The following is a 14,889-nucleotide window of genomic DNA, read 5'->3' on the forward strand; positions in this document are numbered from 1 at the left end:
TACTTCTTAATTTGGTTTTACTTCTTAATTTGGTTTTACTTCTTAATTTGCTTTTACAACTTAATTTGTTTTTACTTCTTAATTTATTTTTAGTTCTAATTAGTTTTCACTACTTATTTAGGAATGCCGCAAGGATGTCTGCGGTATGCATGGGTGTAATGATGATAATAACTTTTCTGCCATTAAATAAAAAAGTCCAGGCGGAGCAGGGAATAAGCCTGCAGGAAATGGCTCAAAATTCAGGAATTGATACGGGCGGAGTATGTAACGGAAGAAAAACCTGCGGTAAATGCAAGGTCCTTGTAAGCAAAGGAAATGACAGAAGGTTCCTGGCAGAGGAGGAACAGTTTCTGACAGAGGAAGAAAAGGCCAGAGGAATAAGGCTGGCCTGCTGCTTTTATCCAAAGGAGGATTCCTGTGTAATATTAGAAAGGGTAAATGCCGGTACTACTGTAGCTTCGGGGAAGAACCTGCCTGTGCCGGATACATTGAAAGGGGCTTCCTATGGGGTGGCAATGGATATTGGAACCACCAACATAGAAGCTGCCCTTTATGACAGGCAGCAGAAGGTGCTGTTACAAAGCAAAGGGATGTCAAATCCCCAGAGAATGTATGGAGGGGATGTGGTATCCCGCATTACCTTTGCTCTTGAGGATGACAGGAATGCGCAAAAGCTTCAAAAGCTGGTAAAGGATGCTGCCAATACTCTTATAAAGGAGCTTGCCGCAGGGCAGGGAATATCATCCTTTCAGATAGATAAGGTGGTAATGGCAGGGAATACGACCATGACGAACCTCTTGCTCGGCCGTTCCTTAAAAGACCTTGCCAGGGCTCCCTTTCAGAGTGGAACCTATAGCGGTATCCGGTTGAATCCGGGGGAAGCGGGACTTACCATGCATCCGGGAGGACATGTCTATGTACTGCCCGGTATCAGCGGCCATGTAGGTGGAGATGCCCTGGCCTGTATCTTAAGTACAGAGCTTTATAAAGAACAAAAGAAAGTACTTCTTATGGATATCGGTACCAACGGAGAGCTTGTTCTCTGTGACGGAAACAGGCTCATAACCTGTTCAGCGGCAGCAGGGCCTGCCTTCGAAGGAGGGAATATTTCCTGCGGCATGAGAGCGGAGGAGGGAGCCATAACCTCGGCTGAATACCGTGAGGGACGGCTGACAGTGCATTTTATCGGAGAAGAAAACAAAGAAGCCTCTCCGACGGGCATATGCGGTTCAGGGCTTATTGACTGTATCTGCGAGCTTTACCGCAACGGTAAGATTGATGAAACCGGAAGACTTCTTGGAAGGGCCGGAGAAGAAAACCTTTACCGGCTATGGGAAAAGAAGGGCAGGGAGGTTTCCATTACCCAAAAGGATATCAGGGAATTCCAGCTGGCACTGGGGGCCATAAGGGCAGGAACAGCCATACTGCTGGAAAAGGCAGGTTTACAGGCTGAGAATCTGGATAAAATATACCTCGCAGGTAATTTCGGTGGAAAACTTTCTGTAAAAAAGGCGATTGAAGTGGGTCTGCTGCCCTCTGTTGGGGAAGATAGGGTCGAATATATCGGAAATGGTGTAATAACCGGCGGTGCAAAGGTTCTTCTGGAGGAAATGTCCCTGGAAGAAGCGGAAGAGGTAAGCCAAAGGGCAGAGCATATAGAACTGGCTCTGCAGCCATCCTTTGAAGAGGAGTTTATCAAGGCAATGTCATTTCCGCTAAGGTAGCCGCTGGATTTTGAATATATATAAAGTTCCATCACTTTTCTTCCCGCATTGTTTTTTAAGACAGTGCCTTAAGGAAAGCGATGGAACTTTTTTCTGTATTTATTCTGATTTGTTAATCTGCTTTTATTACATGACAAAGGTTCTGACAATACATCAATCAGCGATATACTTCTAACAGCAATCCTATGATTGGCATGGATACTGAAAGCATGTCCATTAATTGCGTTCGTAGCTCTTCATAAGGGTATTTAATACCTTATAAGCAGGTTTGAACAGGAAGAGGGCTACAAAAAAATTACTGATACCGTGAATCAGGTCAAAGACAATGCCGCTAACCCAATAGGCAAAGGCGCTGCTTAATCCGCCGCTTATACCGCCGCTTACAAAACCTATAAAAAAGTTTATCAGTGCAAACAGCGCACCAAAGCTTAAGCCGAAGGCCCCTGAAACCAGAGCCCAGGTAAGGGAGGGTAAATCGGCAGGATTGTTTTTTCGGCACAGGAGCCTTCCTATCAGATAAAGAAGAAACCATACGTACAAATAACCGATAAACCAGATTCCAAAGCCGTAAAAAACCCCTTCCAGCAGGACAAATACTGCAATAATAAAGAGAGTTTTTTTCTTAAGCACACAGGTATATACCAGAATCAGAAGGGATACCAGCTCAATATTGGGAATACCCTGCAAAATATATTGCAGGGCAAAGAGTATGGAGCTTAGCAAGCCGATCAGGGTAATATTTTTGACGTTGGTGTGCATATTAATAGCCGGTTGTCAGCGTGATTTCAAAGTGGTCTCCGTCAGCGATGGGAGTGGTATCAACTCCTGTATTGACAGCTTCGCCGCCTTTGGTAAAGCACCACCATTCTTTTTTGTCATCATTAGCGGTAACACCGTTAACGACCTTTACAAATAAGCCAGTCTCGGTCTCATCTCCGGAGATTAATTTCTTCTCTTCCAAAGCCTGCCTCAAGTACTCGGCATCCGTATTGATATCGAAGGCTTTGCTGGTTCCATCCCCCAGAACGACTTCCGCAACAATATGCTTTGAGCCTTCGGCAGTGTCCGGCTTAAAGACATTGTATAAAACAGCCATGGCGGCAATTACTACTACAAAAATAATAACGCCGATAATCGATTTTTTCATGGTTTTTTTGTTTCCCATAGAATTCTCCTCTTTCATAAATGTATTCTGTTCCAAAATAAGAGCACAAAAAAATCCCTTTACATGATAAAGGGAGAGAAGAGCAGCACAAAAAAGTACCTTTTCTTCCATCCTCCGTGGAACTTAGGTGGTACGGATAATAAGCAGGTATTCTGGCTCATGAATCCACATCTGCTACAAATCTTCCCAGGCCGATAAACCCAGTGATTGTAAAACTGCGGACAGTTTTACGAGAATAGCAGACTCCTCATATACAGCGGCGGGACCGCACAGGAATTTGACCTGTTTCCCTATTATGTCACAACGATCAGATTGTGACCACTTACTATCTTTAAGACTTATAAAGTATATCATTGGCAAAGAAGCCTGTCAATTACCCATATTTAACTTTTCCTTGGTAAACTGTAAAAGATATGCTTGAACTTTTTAGACAGATAGATTATTCTTATAGGTATAAAAGAACAGAAGGAGAAGCATTATGAGCATTAAAAAACATTCTTTTGGCAGGACTTCTGAGGGAGAAGAAGCCACTCTTTATACATTGATCAACAAAAAGGGAATGTCAGTCAGCCTGACAAATTATGGTGCCAATATTGTAAATATTATCGTCCCGGACAAGGACGGTAAATATGACGATGTGGTACTTGGCTATGAAAATGTGAGCGGATATGAAAGCAACAGTCCGGGATATGGTTCCTTTATCGGACGTAATGCTAACCGTATTGGCGGTGCATCCGTCGTGATTAATGAAAAAACCTATACTCTTGAGAAAAATGACGGAGAGAACAACCTTCACAGCGGTTCCAAGAGCTACAACAAGTTTATGTATGAAACAGAAACCTTTGAGGAAGAGGATGCGGATTCCGTGGAATTTTCCAGATTAAGTCCCCACATGGAACAGGGTCTGCCGGGAAATCTGGATATCAGTGTAACTTACACTTTAACAGATGATAATGAGCTGGTTATTGAATATATGGCGGTTTCTGACAGGGATACCATCTGCAACCTGACAAACCATTCTTATTTTAACCTGAACGGACATGCTTCCGGTTCTATTTTAAGCCATAAGGTTCAGCTGAAGGCTGACAGCTTTACTCCTACGGATGCACAGTTAATTCCGACAGGAGAGATAAGAAGTGTGGAAGGCACTCCTATGGATTTTCGTAAATTGAAGACTATCGGAGAGGATATTGAGGCAGATTATGAGCCTCTTAAGCAGGCAGGAGGCTATGACCATAACTACGTGTTAAGTATCAGCGGCACGGAGGTTGAGAAGGTGGCAGAGCTTGTCAGCGATGAGAGCGGCAGATTAATGGAAGTCTTTACGAACCTGCCGGGTCTGCAGCTTTATACCGGAAACTTTATCGAGGGAAAGGAAGAAGGAAAGAAGAACTTCGTCTATGGAAAACGTGCAGGCGTATGTTTTGAAACACAGTTTTTCCCGGATTCCTGCCATAAGCCTGAATTTCCTTCCTGCTTTTTAAAGGCCGGTAATGAATATGATTATGTAACAGTGTATAAATTCGGACTGAAAAAATAAGTTATAAGAAAAGAATGAAAAAAGTGCTTATTCTTTGCAGAAAGCAAAAGGTATAAGCACTTTTTTTTATTATGCTGTATATAATTATTTCGTACCGTATATTCTGTCGCCGGCATCTCCGAGACCGGGAAGGATATAACCATGTTCGTTGAGGCGTTCATCAAGGGAACCGATAAAGATATCCACATCAGGGTGAGCCTGTGACAGGCGCTTTACACCTTCGGGAGCGGCAATCAGGCATAGGAAGTGGATTTTGGATATTCCTTTTTCCTTTAAAAGAGTAATAGCTGCAGATGCGGAGCCGCCGGTAGCTAACATAGGGTCTACAACAAAGATTTCTCTTTCACTGGCATCAACAGGGAGTTTGCAGAAATACTCAACAGGTTCTAAGGTTTCTTCATTGCGGTAGAGGCCAATGTGACCTACTTTTGCATTGGGAATAAGATTTAAGATACCGTCAGCCATATGAAGACCGGCTCTTAAGATAGGAACGATACAGAGTTTCTTGCCTTCGATTTCTTGGGCAATTGTTTTTACGAGGGGAGTTTCTATTTCTATATCCGTTAAAGGAAGCTCTCTGGTGGCTTCATAGCAGATTAGCATTGCAACTTCCGATACCAGATCTCGAAATTCCTTCGTAGAAGTATTTTTCCGCCTCATGATACCAATTTTATGCTTAATCAACGGGTGGTCCATAACAACAACTTTAGACATAATTCTGCCTCCAAAATTTTATATTTACAAGGTTGTCCAGGAGTAGGGCCTTGTTTGCTCTACCTGCCATTATATCAAATAAAGAGGCTTAAGAAAAGTAGAAATTTATATTTTATAGCTGGAAATTAGAATAAAGAAGCATTGAAATAGACAGAGGAGAAGCCCGGTAGAGGGGGGAGGGTTACTACCAGGCTTAGTTTTATGAAAAAAATTATCTTGTTAGCGTTTTTAAGTAAAACAATTTAAAAATTTATTTCTTGTAATTTGCTGTTATTTAATTGCTATGATTGTATTATATCGGACATATATGATTATTGTATGGATGTTTTATGAACAATTTGTGAATATTTGGACTTGTTTATTTCTGGGGATTTTCAGAATTTACCAAGGCTACAATCAGGGAACTTACAGATACTATTCTAGGAGTGAAACTTTTATCAGGGAGAGGAAGTTATTAGTGGCCAGCGTATTTCGTAAATTAATCAGCAGAGAATTCGGAGAAAATATCTACTATAAGTATTTTTATGTCTGTCAAAGAAGCCTGCAGGAGAAATTTTTTGACAGTGATGAGATATATCAGGATATCTACAGGAGAGTGGAAAGAAGGGACAAAGGAGATATTAAGAACATGCAGACCCGGTTAAATGAATCTCTGGTGATAGCAGTCCGTATCATAAAAACCTATATTATATTTGTGGTTTACGTACTGGCGGCTGTCCTGTACCTGGTTACCCTTGGACTGCATCCTATCGTAACGGCTGCCGGAATCATTCTGATCAGCCTCATCCTTCTTCAGAAAACCTATGAATATATTATTAATAAATATTGCTATATCGATGCCCAGATTGTTTTAATCTATAAAAATGTCCTGGATAAGTTACTGCTGCCGGAGAAGAAGGAGACGCGGTAAAATAATATCATGCACCTTTAATCCGGATAATGAATCTATAATGAGGATTACCGTGCCTCTAATGCCGATAAAAGCAAGTATCATATAAAAAGTATGGGCTAAGGAGCATTAGCAGAAATTATTGGAATTTGAAGCTGCTTTAAATACTTAGCCCAATTTATTTCTTTATTTTCCCGAAAATTGTTCCACAAACGCCGAAGGAGTATAGCCGGTGTATTTTTTAAATATCTGGCTGAAATATCTGGGATTATTTCCGCAGCCGACTTTATCAGCAACAAAAGCAACGGCAGTATCCTGCTTTAAAAGAAGGACTTTGGCAGTCTCAATTCTCCTGCGGTTCAGATAATGGGAGAATTTTTCTCCGTTCACTTTTGCGAATATTCTGCTCAGATAATCCACATTCATATGAATTTGTTCCCGGGCTATTTTTTTAAGGGATATATCAGGGTCGGAAAGGTTTTCTTCCACATAGTGCTTCACCTGGGACACAATGGAGTTCTTATCTCTGCTGTCCGAAAGCAGCAGTAAAATCTGTTCTGTAAGGATTTCACGGTATGTCTTGATATCATCACATACCGATAATTTCTCCAGTAAATCGTAGTACACTGATTTATGAAACAAAGTTTCCGGCAATTTGCGTATTAACTGGGACAGGAGATGAATTCCATAATTATGGAGAAGCTCCATATCCTCAATAGGCATAAAGAAGTTTTTCAAAAGCCTTTTTATCTTTTCTTCTTCCTTTGTTCTGTCCATCAAATTCAGTAATTGGTCGGTAAGATATTGTATCTTTTCAAAGGACAAGCACGCATTGTATAATTCTCTTACGTGTAAAAGTCGGTTAATACTGTAAATTTTAGGATACCTCATAAGATTGGAGGTGAGCTGCCCTAACCCTTCCGATAAGGATTCATAGAACTTACCGGTAAAGGTGATTCGTATTGTCTGGCCGGTGAACCATGCAGTCTCACTAAAGCGTCGCAGCTTGTCGGAAAGTCCGCTGCTATCCTTTAAAATTACCGCCATGGAATGACTTACATATAAAAAATCAATGATAGGTTCGGCATCTGCCTTTTTCAAAAGCCCATAGACGGCATCTGCAAAGGGTATTAAGAAGTTTTCTTCAACAAAAGTAAAATAAGCGATTAAGTAGCCGGATTTATTTTTAACATCTATGTAATGAGAGGCTTCCAGAGGATTTACAGCGGAAACAAAGATATCATACAAAAGAAGCTGTCTGTGATATTCTTCGGCCTGTTCACTGAGGCGTTTCTGTTCCCTTTCCAGGGAGCTGTGGTTTTTTTTACGCAAAAAATTACTTTTGGCATTTTCTACTGCCGTTATTAATTGCTCTTCACCTGCGGGCTTTAACAGATAACATCTGACACCTAGCTGCAGGGCCTGTTTGGCGAAGTCAAATTCTTTATAGCCGGACAGGATAATAAATTCCACATCCGGATCCATTTTGCTTATTTTCTCAATAAGTTCCAAGCCGGTGAAGCCCGGCATTTTAATATCAGTCAATACAATATCGGGAGACTCGTCCATAATGGTGTCCATCACCTCCACGCCGTTACTACAGCTGGCGACTATTTTAACATCAATGGATTCCCAGTCAATACATTCAACTATGGATTCTCTGATGACTTTTTCATCATCTGCAACAATCATGGTAAACATAAGGTTTCTTTCCTCTCAAATTGTATTTTGTCCTATTTTTTTCTTTACTCCGTTCTGGCAGGAATATCAAAGAATACGGTTACAGAGTTTTTGCCGTTCTTAAACTGCAGACCATAGGAAGCATCAAATAGCAGCTTTATCCGGCTGTCAATGTTAGTAAGTCCTACTCCGTTTCTTTTGGCGGCTACCTTCTGCTCTTTTAATAGCTCCAGTATGTCTTCATTTATTTCCGAACCGTTATTTTCCACTTCTACATGCAGGAAATCCTGCCTTAATTCTGCACGGATTATAATATGGCAGCCATCAATATTTTCATCCAGTCCATAGATTACAGCGTTTTCGACCAATGGTTGAATGGACATCTTCGGTATTAAAAAAGCCAGAGTTTCTTCCGGAATTTCCAATGAAACAGATAAGGTATCAGGAAAGCGTATCTTTTGAATCAGCAGGTAATTTTCCAGAACCTTTATCTCCTCTTCCAGAGGAATCAAATCCTGTTTATCCGAAAGACTGCTGCGCAAAAGATTTCCTAAGGCCTGAACAATGACGGATATATTTTTTTCCCCGCTGCGGTTGGCAAACCAATGAATCGTATCCAGGGAATTGTAAAGAAAATGCGGATTAATCTGCTGTTCCAGTGATTTTAGCTGTGTCTGGGTCAGGAGAAGCTCTTTTACATAATTATCATCGATTACTTTTTTGAAATCAGCTGTCATCTGATCAAAATATTGATTCAATTGGCCAAGTTCATCCTGTTGATTTTTTTTCGGAAATGGATAGGGTTCCAGATTACCGGAACGTACCCGCCGCATTTTTTCCAGTAAATAGTTAAATTGCACCGAAATTTCCCGGAATAACAGCCCTGATAGAAAAACAGTAAGGATTAAGGCTGTAATAATGCGGATAATATAGGTCGTTTTTGCTTCCTTTACGGAATAAAACAGATCATCATAGGGAACGCCCAGGGTGAGGGACCAGTTTACGGACGAGGTCACAATTGGTATCCGGGTCACAAAGTACCTGTTATCTGCAAATTTCTGGATGGAGTAGGTATTGGTTTCATTTTCTAAAGGCGGCGGGAAAACAGCAATCGATTCAACCAGTTCGGAGGGGTAGAGCAGGACATTACCGTCATGGATGTTAATGGTATAGGAAGGGGTTCCCATAACCCTTCTGGCAGTTTCACGAACAATGCGGTTTAAATTGACCCGGATCATTACAATACCCAGGGGCTCCAGTGAGAGAGCCTTGATTCGATTTATCTGGCGCACACATAATATACTTCCGTCCTTTCTTCCGGATGACAGCCACCCCGGGGAACCGTTTTTCTCCCGTGCAAGTTTCTTAGCGGCAGCTATTATTTCCGGGCTTTCAGGAGAAGAATTCTGCCCCCAGACAATTCTGTCACTGGCTTCGGGCAGAACAGAGGTAGCAATTACATCCGCATTAAAGTTGGTATATATGACTTTGAGAATTTCCTTTTGTGCAGCAGAACGGATATTCAGATAAGAGGAGTTATTTAAAATATAAATATTTTTCTGAAGGGTCTGGTTCACGGAAATGGATAATGAGATACTCTCTGCGGTATCCAGGGCATTTGCTATTTCCTTGGAGAGATATCCCATGGAGTTGGCAGTCTGTTCATAGATCAGTTTATTGGAATTATTTATAACATGCTGTAAACCCGTAATGGATTCCCAGCTTATGACCAGAGAGACCAGAAGGGTAATAAAAATCAATTTATATTTTAAAGGGAGATTTCTGAAACTCAAAAAGGGGGAACTTATCTTCATGTGTTTATCCTTTCAGCAGTTTGCATATTTAAAAACAGTATATTAATTATTCATAACTGGGTAAAGTCTTTTTTTATAACAGGTCGTTTTTTTGAACATAAAACAAAGTTTTTTTTATTTCTTTTTATGTATTTTTACGGTATCTTTGTAAAGGTAAACCGATGGGATTTATCCATATGGAAAATGGGAAAGAAAGGAATATCAGATTAAATGGCAAATGAATTACAGGAAAAGATCAATCTCCTAGTTGAGAAATTAATGAATCTGGGCGGCGCTGATTATGACAGTGATAAAACAACATCGGAAAATGCCAGAAAGACCGGTCTTGTCGCACGTGATTTCGGCATTGAAGAATGGGACTGGCCTCAGGGAGTTGGATTGTATGGCCTTAATAAACTGCAGCTTCTACAGGGGCAGGATCAGTACATGGATTTTTTTAAGAATTGGTTTGAAGCTAACATAAAAAAAGGGCTTCCCTCTGCTAATATTAATACAACGGCGCCTTTTCTTACTTTAGTAGATCTTTTGGACAAATTTCAAAATGCAGATTATGAAGCTCTTTGTATGGAAAGGGCAGAATGGCTAATGAATGAATTGCCTAAAACAAAAGAAAATGGCTTTGAGCATGTTACCAGTTCCATTGGTAACCGGAATGCCTCTGCACGGCATGAAGAACAGTTATGGATTGACACGCTGTTTATGGCGGTGCTCTTCTTAAATAAAATGGGGCATAAATATAACCGGAAAGACTGGATTGAAGAATCGATCCATCAGGTACTGTTACATATTAAATATCTGTACGATAAAAAAGCCGGTTTATTCTATCATGGCTGGACCTTTAAAGAAAATAATAATTTCGGGGAAGTATTCTGGTGCCGTGGAAACTCCTGGTTTACTTTTGGTATTGTAGATTTTATTGAGGCCTTTCACGGAGATATGGACGCAGGTTTAAAGAGGTATCTGGAAGATACGTTCAAAGCACAGGTTAACAGTCTGATGGCTTTACAAGGGGATAGCGGGCTTTGGCATACGGTTCTGGATGACAAAGAGAGCTACGAAGAAGTATCCGGTTCGGCAGCTATAGCTACCGGTATGTTAAAAGGAATAAAGCTTGGAATTCTTGATGCCTCCTGCAAAATAAAAGCCGATAGGGCAATAGAAGCAATATGCAGAAACATCGGCAGTGACGGCACCGTATTCAATGTGTCCGCCGGAACCGGAATCGGAATGGATAAAGGACATTATAAAAATATTATGATCGCTCCTATGGCATATGGACAATCCTTGGCTTTGGTGGCACTTTGCGAGGCATTGGAGTAAAGGGTTCAGGTGATTTTTAAACAGGATTATTATTGTATTTTTCAATAATAGATTAATATTTTAACCGGGTAAAGCCATTGTGCTCATCCCTTATTTTATCAGAGGAGGATTGGTTATGGTAAAAAGCAGAACTATTTTCAGACGGGGGGCAGCCCTGCTTCTCGTTTCAGTACTGGTAATTGGCAGCTTTAGTGCCTGCGGGAAAAGTGAGAAGACACAAAGTGGTGCGATTGCAGGTAACAGCTCCAAGGCGGAGGATGAAACCCAAAAGATCAGGATTGCTTGGTGGGGCAATCAGGTCCGCAATGATACCACGTTAGCTGCACTGGATGCTTATACGAAGGAACATCCGAATGTAACTTTTGAAACCGAATTTTCGGATTGGAGCGGTTACTGGGATAAGATGGCTACCCAGGCAGCCTCCGATAACCTGCCGGATATCATTCAGCAGGACTATGCCTATGTGGCACAATATCAGGAAAAGGAACAGCTTGCTAATCTGGACAGCTATGTAAGTTCCGGCGCACTGAAGGTAGCAGATGTTAATGACAGTGTTCTGGAGGCAGGTAAAATGAATGGTTCTTTGTATGCCGTGGTTGCCGGAGTAAACGCTGTAAGCTCGGTCTATAATGCGGATATGCTAAAGAAGGCAGGACTTACGATATCAGAGCATCCTACTTACAGTGAGATCAAAGAGCTGGCCAAGAAAATCAAAGAAAAGTTAGGTGTATCCACGGATATGCCCGCCAGTGAATGGGCCGTACAGATGATGGCAAGGGATAAAGGGGAAGTCCTGTTTGACAGCAAGAACGGCAAGCTTGGCATTAGTAAAGAGACAGCGCTTCAATATTTTAAGGATATTGATGAAGAAATCAACAGTGACTGGGGTCTTACCATAGATGTTTTACAGGAAGCCTCCACAGCCGGTGTGGAAGGAAGTCCTATGGCAACCGGAAAATCCTGGATCACATTTCCGGGGTCCAATCAGATTTCAGCAATCAGAAGTGCCAATAAGGATAAGATAGACATTGCAATGTATCCCAAAACCGACGATGCGGCTAAGGAAAGTATGTACTTAAGGCCGTCCATGTTCTGGTGTGTGACGGAAGCATCAAAAAATAAGGAAACGGCAGTGGATGTAATTAATTATTTTACGAATTCAGAGACGGCTCAGGATAATTTAAAAGCGGAACGCGGAGTGCCTATTTCCTCTAAAATGGCTAAATATATGGAACCTTCCCTGGATGAAGTCCAGAAACAGCAGTTTGATTATATTGCCAAGGTAACGAAAGTTGCAACTCCCATTGATCCTCCGTATCCTGCCGGTTCCAATGAAGTTATTACCCTTTTGGGTGACCTGACGGATTCGGTTCGCTACCGTGAATCGACTCCGGAGGACGCTGCGGCAAGATTTATGAAAGAAGCTAATGAGATTCTTGCTAAAAAGGGACAGTAAAATAAGTAAGAATATACCATATAATTAATACTCGTTTCTGATTTCAGGGACTAGTGTGAAAATTAAAAAGCAATTTTCACACTAGTGCCTGCGAAATCCTCGGCTCAATCTTGCGGCGCGTTGGGAGGGCATTGTTGTTAGTGTGAAATCCTCGGCCCAAACTTGCGGCGTGCAGGGGGGCATGGTTGTTATTATAGCCAGATTCCTCTCTATAATTATATTAATTATATGGTATATAGATTAGATAACAGGATTTTGAAATAACCTGGTGATAAAAATTTTAGAGAGGAGGGATTCCGATTAAAAACCAAAAGCGAATTATAACTTTTTTACAAAAAGAACAGGTAGCGGGGTATGTTTTTATCATGCCGTTTATCATCGGTCTGTTTGCCTTTACCCTGATTCCCATTATTGCCTCATTTGCACTTTCCTTTACCAATTATGATATTCTTTCCACACCAAAGTTTTCCGGACTGGATAACTATATCAGAATGTTTACACAGGATCCGACTTTCTGGAAAAGCTTTGGTGTTACTTTTTTTTATGCGATTGTATCTGTCCCGTTAAAACTGATCATGGCTCTTATGATTGCCATGTTGTTTCAAAGGACCAGCAGAGCGACTTCCGTTTACCGGGCGGTTTATTATCTTCCTTCCATTATGGGAGGCAGTGTTGCGGTTGCGGTTCTGTGGAGGCGTATGTTTGCTTCTGACGGCGTAATTAACAGTGTGCTGCAGCAGTTTGGCATAGCCAGTGATATCGGATGGCTCAGCGGAACCAGGACTGCAATCTGGACACTGATTATACTGTCGGTCTGGCAGTTTGGTTCTTCCATGCTGGTATTTCTGGCAGGACTAAAGCAAATACCGGTAACCCTATATGAAGCATCCAGAGTAGACGGATGCTCGAGAATGAAGCAGTTCTTTAAAATTACCCTTCCCATGCTTACTCCGGTTATATTTTTTAATCTGGTGCAGCAGACCATCAATGCGTTTATGGCATTTACCCAGAGTTATGTTATTACCGGAGGAAAACCTTTGAACTCGACACTGTTCTATACGGTTTATATGTATCAGCGTTCCTTTCAGTATTCGGAAATGGGTTATGGCTCTGCTATGGCGTGGTTTATGCTGATTGTAGTAGCGTTGCTTACAGTTCTGATTTTCCGGTCCTCCGGCAGCTGGGTATACCGTGCTTCAGAGGAGGAATAAATACAGCCAGACGCAAATTTGTGCCTGCGGCTCAAAGTTTGCAGGCTGTGAGAAAGGCTTGGTTAAATATGCGAAATACAAAAAAAATAAGGCACATACTTTTTCATGTAGTGGCTGTGGTATTGGGATTTATTATGATTTATCCGCTGCTGTGGATGGTAATGAGCTCCTTTAAGCCCAGTAATGAAATCTTTGCCAATGCCGGGTCTTTGTTTCCGAAAGAGTTTTTTCCGTCTAATTACTCCACCGGCTGGAAAGGATTTGGAGGTATCCGTTTTTCGGTCTTCTTTAAAAATTCTTTTACCATTTCCTTGCTTTCGACGGCAGGCTCTGTTTTTTCTTCCGCCTGTATTGCCTATGGACTGTCAAGGCTGCGGTTTAAGGGAAGAAAAATCTGGTTTGTTTTTATGCTGCTTACCATGATGCTGCCTTTCCAGATCATCATGATTCCGCAATACATCATTTTTAACCGGGCAGGGTGGATTGGCACTATTTTACCCCTGGTTGTACCGTCATATTTCGGCGGTGGATTTTTTATCTTCCTGATTATGCAGTTCATATACGGAATTCCGAAGGATTTGGATGAGGCGGCTAAAATCGATGGATGCTCCTTTTATGGAATATTTGCAAGGGTGATAATGCCTTTGATTGTGCCGGCACTGATTACTTCAGCTATTTTTGCATTTATGTGGAAATGGGACGATTTTCTTGCTTCGCTTCTTTACCTGAATAATCCAAGCAATTATACGGTATCACTGGCTCTTAAAATGTTCTCGGATCCCTCGGCACAATCTGACTGGGGTGCCATGTTTGCCATGGCGACACTTTCCATTCTGCCGATTATGTTGATATTTATCTTTTGCCAGAAATATTTAGTGGAAGGAATCAGCACAGAAGGACTGAAGGGCTGATAGAAGGGCCGGTGTAATAGCAATCTCGGACAGCGCAGATTAACAGGAGGAACCTATGAATAATATACCTAGAAATGAATATCCAAGGCCAAATTTTATCCGGGATTCTTGGCTTTCTCTAAATGGCACCTGGGATTTTTCCTTTGACCGGGAAGCCTATGACCGTAAAATTACAGTCCCCTTTGCCTATGAGACAAAGCTATCAGGAATTAATGAAACAGAAATGCACAAGGAAGTCTGGTACCGGCGAAGCTTTACGTTACCGGAAGCAATGCTCAATAAACAGATAGTACTTCATTTTGGTGCGGTGGATTATTTCTGCAGGATATGGGTCAATGACATTCCGGTTACAGAACATACCGGCGGACAGACCGGCTTTTTTACAGATATTACAGCCTGTGTCCGGTATCAGGAGGAAAATGTGATACGGGTGCAGGTATGGGACGATTATACTGATTTGGAGAT

13 protein-coding genes and 1 riboswitch are annotated in these 14,889 nt (G+C 41.5%); of the genes, 8 read left to right on the forward strand and 5 right to left on the reverse strand.

Annotated elements, in window-relative coordinates; all coding sequences use genetic code 11:
* The first annotated feature begins 149 nt into the window (after positions 1-149).
* A complete protein-coding gene (locus BUB77_RS11060; RefSeq protein WP_170866635.1) occupies positions 150-1,724 on the forward strand; it encodes an ASKHA domain-containing protein in 1,575 nt (524 codons plus the stop codon).
* 216 nt (positions 1,725-1,940) lie between these two features.
* On the opposite strand, the gene BUB77_RS11065 is transcribed toward BUB77_RS11060, so the two are convergent.
* Entirely contained in the window at positions 1,941-2,483 is a 543-nt protein-coding gene (locus BUB77_RS11065) for a hypothetical protein (protein ID WP_073275751.1), read from the reverse strand.
* A 1-nt stretch (position 2,484) separates the two neighbouring features.
* Positions 2,485-2,889: a DUF4430 domain-containing protein gene (locus tag BUB77_RS11070; protein WP_084124130.1), complete on the reverse strand. Its 405-nt coding sequence runs from the start codon at positions 2,887-2,889 to the stop codon at positions 2,485-2,487.
* A 125-nt stretch (positions 2,890-3,014) separates the two neighbouring features.
* Positions 3,015-3,230: riboswitch (cobalamin riboswitch) on the reverse strand.
* 137 nt (positions 3,231-3,367) lie between these two features.
* On the opposite strand from BUB77_RS11070, the gene BUB77_RS11075 reads away from it, so the two are divergent.
* On the forward strand, positions 3,368-4,429 hold the full coding sequence (locus BUB77_RS11075) for an aldose epimerase family protein (RefSeq protein WP_073275753.1): 1,062 nt from the start codon (positions 3,368-3,370) through the stop codon (positions 4,427-4,429).
* Positions 4,430-4,513: 84 nt separating this feature from the next.
* Here BUB77_RS11075 and upp read toward each other — a convergent pair whose 3' ends face one another.
* The gene (upp, locus tag BUB77_RS11080; RefSeq protein WP_073275755.1) at positions 4,514-5,143 is read right to left on the reverse strand and encodes a uracil phosphoribosyltransferase; all 630 of its coding nucleotides are present in this window, start codon (positions 5,141-5,143) and stop codon (positions 4,514-4,516) included.
* 457 nt (positions 5,144-5,600) lie between these two features.
* On the opposite strand from upp, the gene BUB77_RS11085 reads away from it, so the two are divergent.
* Positions 5,601-6,053, forward strand: a complete 453-nt coding sequence (locus tag BUB77_RS11085; RefSeq protein ID WP_073275757.1) for a hypothetical protein — start codon at positions 5,601-5,603, stop codon at positions 6,051-6,053.
* Positions 6,054-6,218: 165 nt separating this feature from the next.
* On the opposite strand, the gene BUB77_RS11090 is transcribed toward BUB77_RS11085, so the two are convergent.
* A complete protein-coding gene (locus BUB77_RS11090; protein WP_073275759.1) occupies positions 6,219-7,733 on the reverse strand; it encodes a response regulator transcription factor in 1,515 nt (504 codons plus the stop codon).
* A gap of 44 nt (positions 7,734-7,777) precedes the next feature.
* Positions 7,778-9,526, reverse strand: coding sequence for a sensor histidine kinase (locus BUB77_RS11095; RefSeq protein WP_073275761.1), 1,749 nt, complete (start codon positions 9,524-9,526; stop codon positions 7,778-7,780).
* A 210-nt stretch (positions 9,527-9,736) separates the two neighbouring features.
* On the opposite strand from BUB77_RS11095, the gene BUB77_RS11105 reads away from it, so the two are divergent.
* The 5 genes from BUB77_RS11105 to BUB77_RS11125 form a co-directional block, all read left to right on the forward strand.
* On the forward strand, positions 9,737-10,846 hold the full coding sequence (locus tag BUB77_RS11105; protein WP_073275765.1) for a glycoside hydrolase family 88/105 protein: 1,110 nt from the start codon (positions 9,737-9,739) through the stop codon (positions 10,844-10,846).
* A 115-nt stretch (positions 10,847-10,961) separates the two neighbouring features.
* On the forward strand, positions 10,962-12,302 hold the full coding sequence (locus tag BUB77_RS11110) for an ABC transporter substrate-binding protein (RefSeq protein WP_073275767.1): 1,341 nt from the start codon (positions 10,962-10,964) through the stop codon (positions 12,300-12,302).
* 365 nt (positions 12,303-12,667) lie between these two features.
* The gene (locus BUB77_RS11115) at positions 12,668-13,513 is read left to right on the forward strand and encodes a carbohydrate ABC transporter permease (RefSeq protein WP_084124116.1); all 846 of its coding nucleotides are present in this window, start codon (positions 12,668-12,670) and stop codon (positions 13,511-13,513) included.
* Positions 13,514-13,581: 68 nt separating this feature from the next.
* Positions 13,582-14,424: a carbohydrate ABC transporter permease gene (locus tag BUB77_RS11120; RefSeq protein WP_073275840.1), complete on the forward strand. Its 843-nt coding sequence runs from the start codon at positions 13,582-13,584 to the stop codon at positions 14,422-14,424.
* A 55-nt stretch (positions 14,425-14,479) separates the two neighbouring features.
* On the forward strand, positions 14,480-14,889 hold a 410-nt coding region (locus BUB77_RS11125), incomplete at its 3' end, for a sugar-binding domain-containing protein (RefSeq protein WP_170866636.1).

This window comes from Anaerocolumna jejuensis DSM 15929 (assembly GCF_900142215.1).
Lineage (GTDB): Bacteria > Bacillota > Clostridia > Lachnospirales > Lachnospiraceae > Anaerocolumna > Anaerocolumna jejuensis.

What these genes read in the sequence shown, in the direction of transcription:
- BUB77_RS11060 (WP_170866635.1), top strand. Translation starts at nt 150, where the DNA reads ATGGGTGTAATGATGATAATAACTTTTCTGCCATTAAATAAAAAAGTC.
- BUB77_RS11065 (WP_073275751.1), bottom strand. Translation starts at nt 2,483, where the DNA reads ATGCACACCAACGTCAAAAATATTACCCTGATCGGCTTGCTAAGCTCC.
- BUB77_RS11070 (WP_084124130.1), bottom strand. Translation starts at nt 2,889, where the DNA reads ATGGGAAACAAAAAAACCATGAAAAAATCGATTATCGGCGTTATTATT.
- BUB77_RS11075 (WP_073275753.1), top strand. Translation starts at nt 3,368, where the DNA reads ATGAGCATTAAAAAACATTCTTTTGGCAGGACTTCTGAGGGAGAAGAA.
- upp (WP_073275755.1), bottom strand. Translation starts at nt 5,143, where the DNA reads ATGTCTAAAGTTGTTGTTATGGACCACCCGTTGATTAAGCATAAAATT.
- BUB77_RS11090 (WP_073275759.1), bottom strand. Translation starts at nt 7,733, where the DNA reads ATGTTTACCATGATTGTTGCAGATGATGAAAAAGTCATCAGAGAATCC.
- BUB77_RS11095 (WP_073275761.1), bottom strand. Translation starts at nt 9,526, where the DNA reads ATGAAGATAAGTTCCCCCTTTTTGAGTTTCAGAAATCTCCCTTTAAAA.
- BUB77_RS11105 (WP_073275765.1), top strand. Translation starts at nt 9,737, where the DNA reads ATGGCAAATGAATTACAGGAAAAGATCAATCTCCTAGTTGAGAAATTA.
- BUB77_RS11110 (WP_073275767.1), top strand. Translation starts at nt 10,962, where the DNA reads ATGGTAAAAAGCAGAACTATTTTCAGACGGGGGGCAGCCCTGCTTCTC.
- BUB77_RS11115 (WP_084124116.1), top strand. Translation starts at nt 12,668, where the DNA reads ATGCCGTTTATCATCGGTCTGTTTGCCTTTACCCTGATTCCCATTATT.
- BUB77_RS11120 (WP_073275840.1), top strand. Translation starts at nt 13,582, where the DNA reads ATGCGAAATACAAAAAAAATAAGGCACATACTTTTTCATGTAGTGGCT.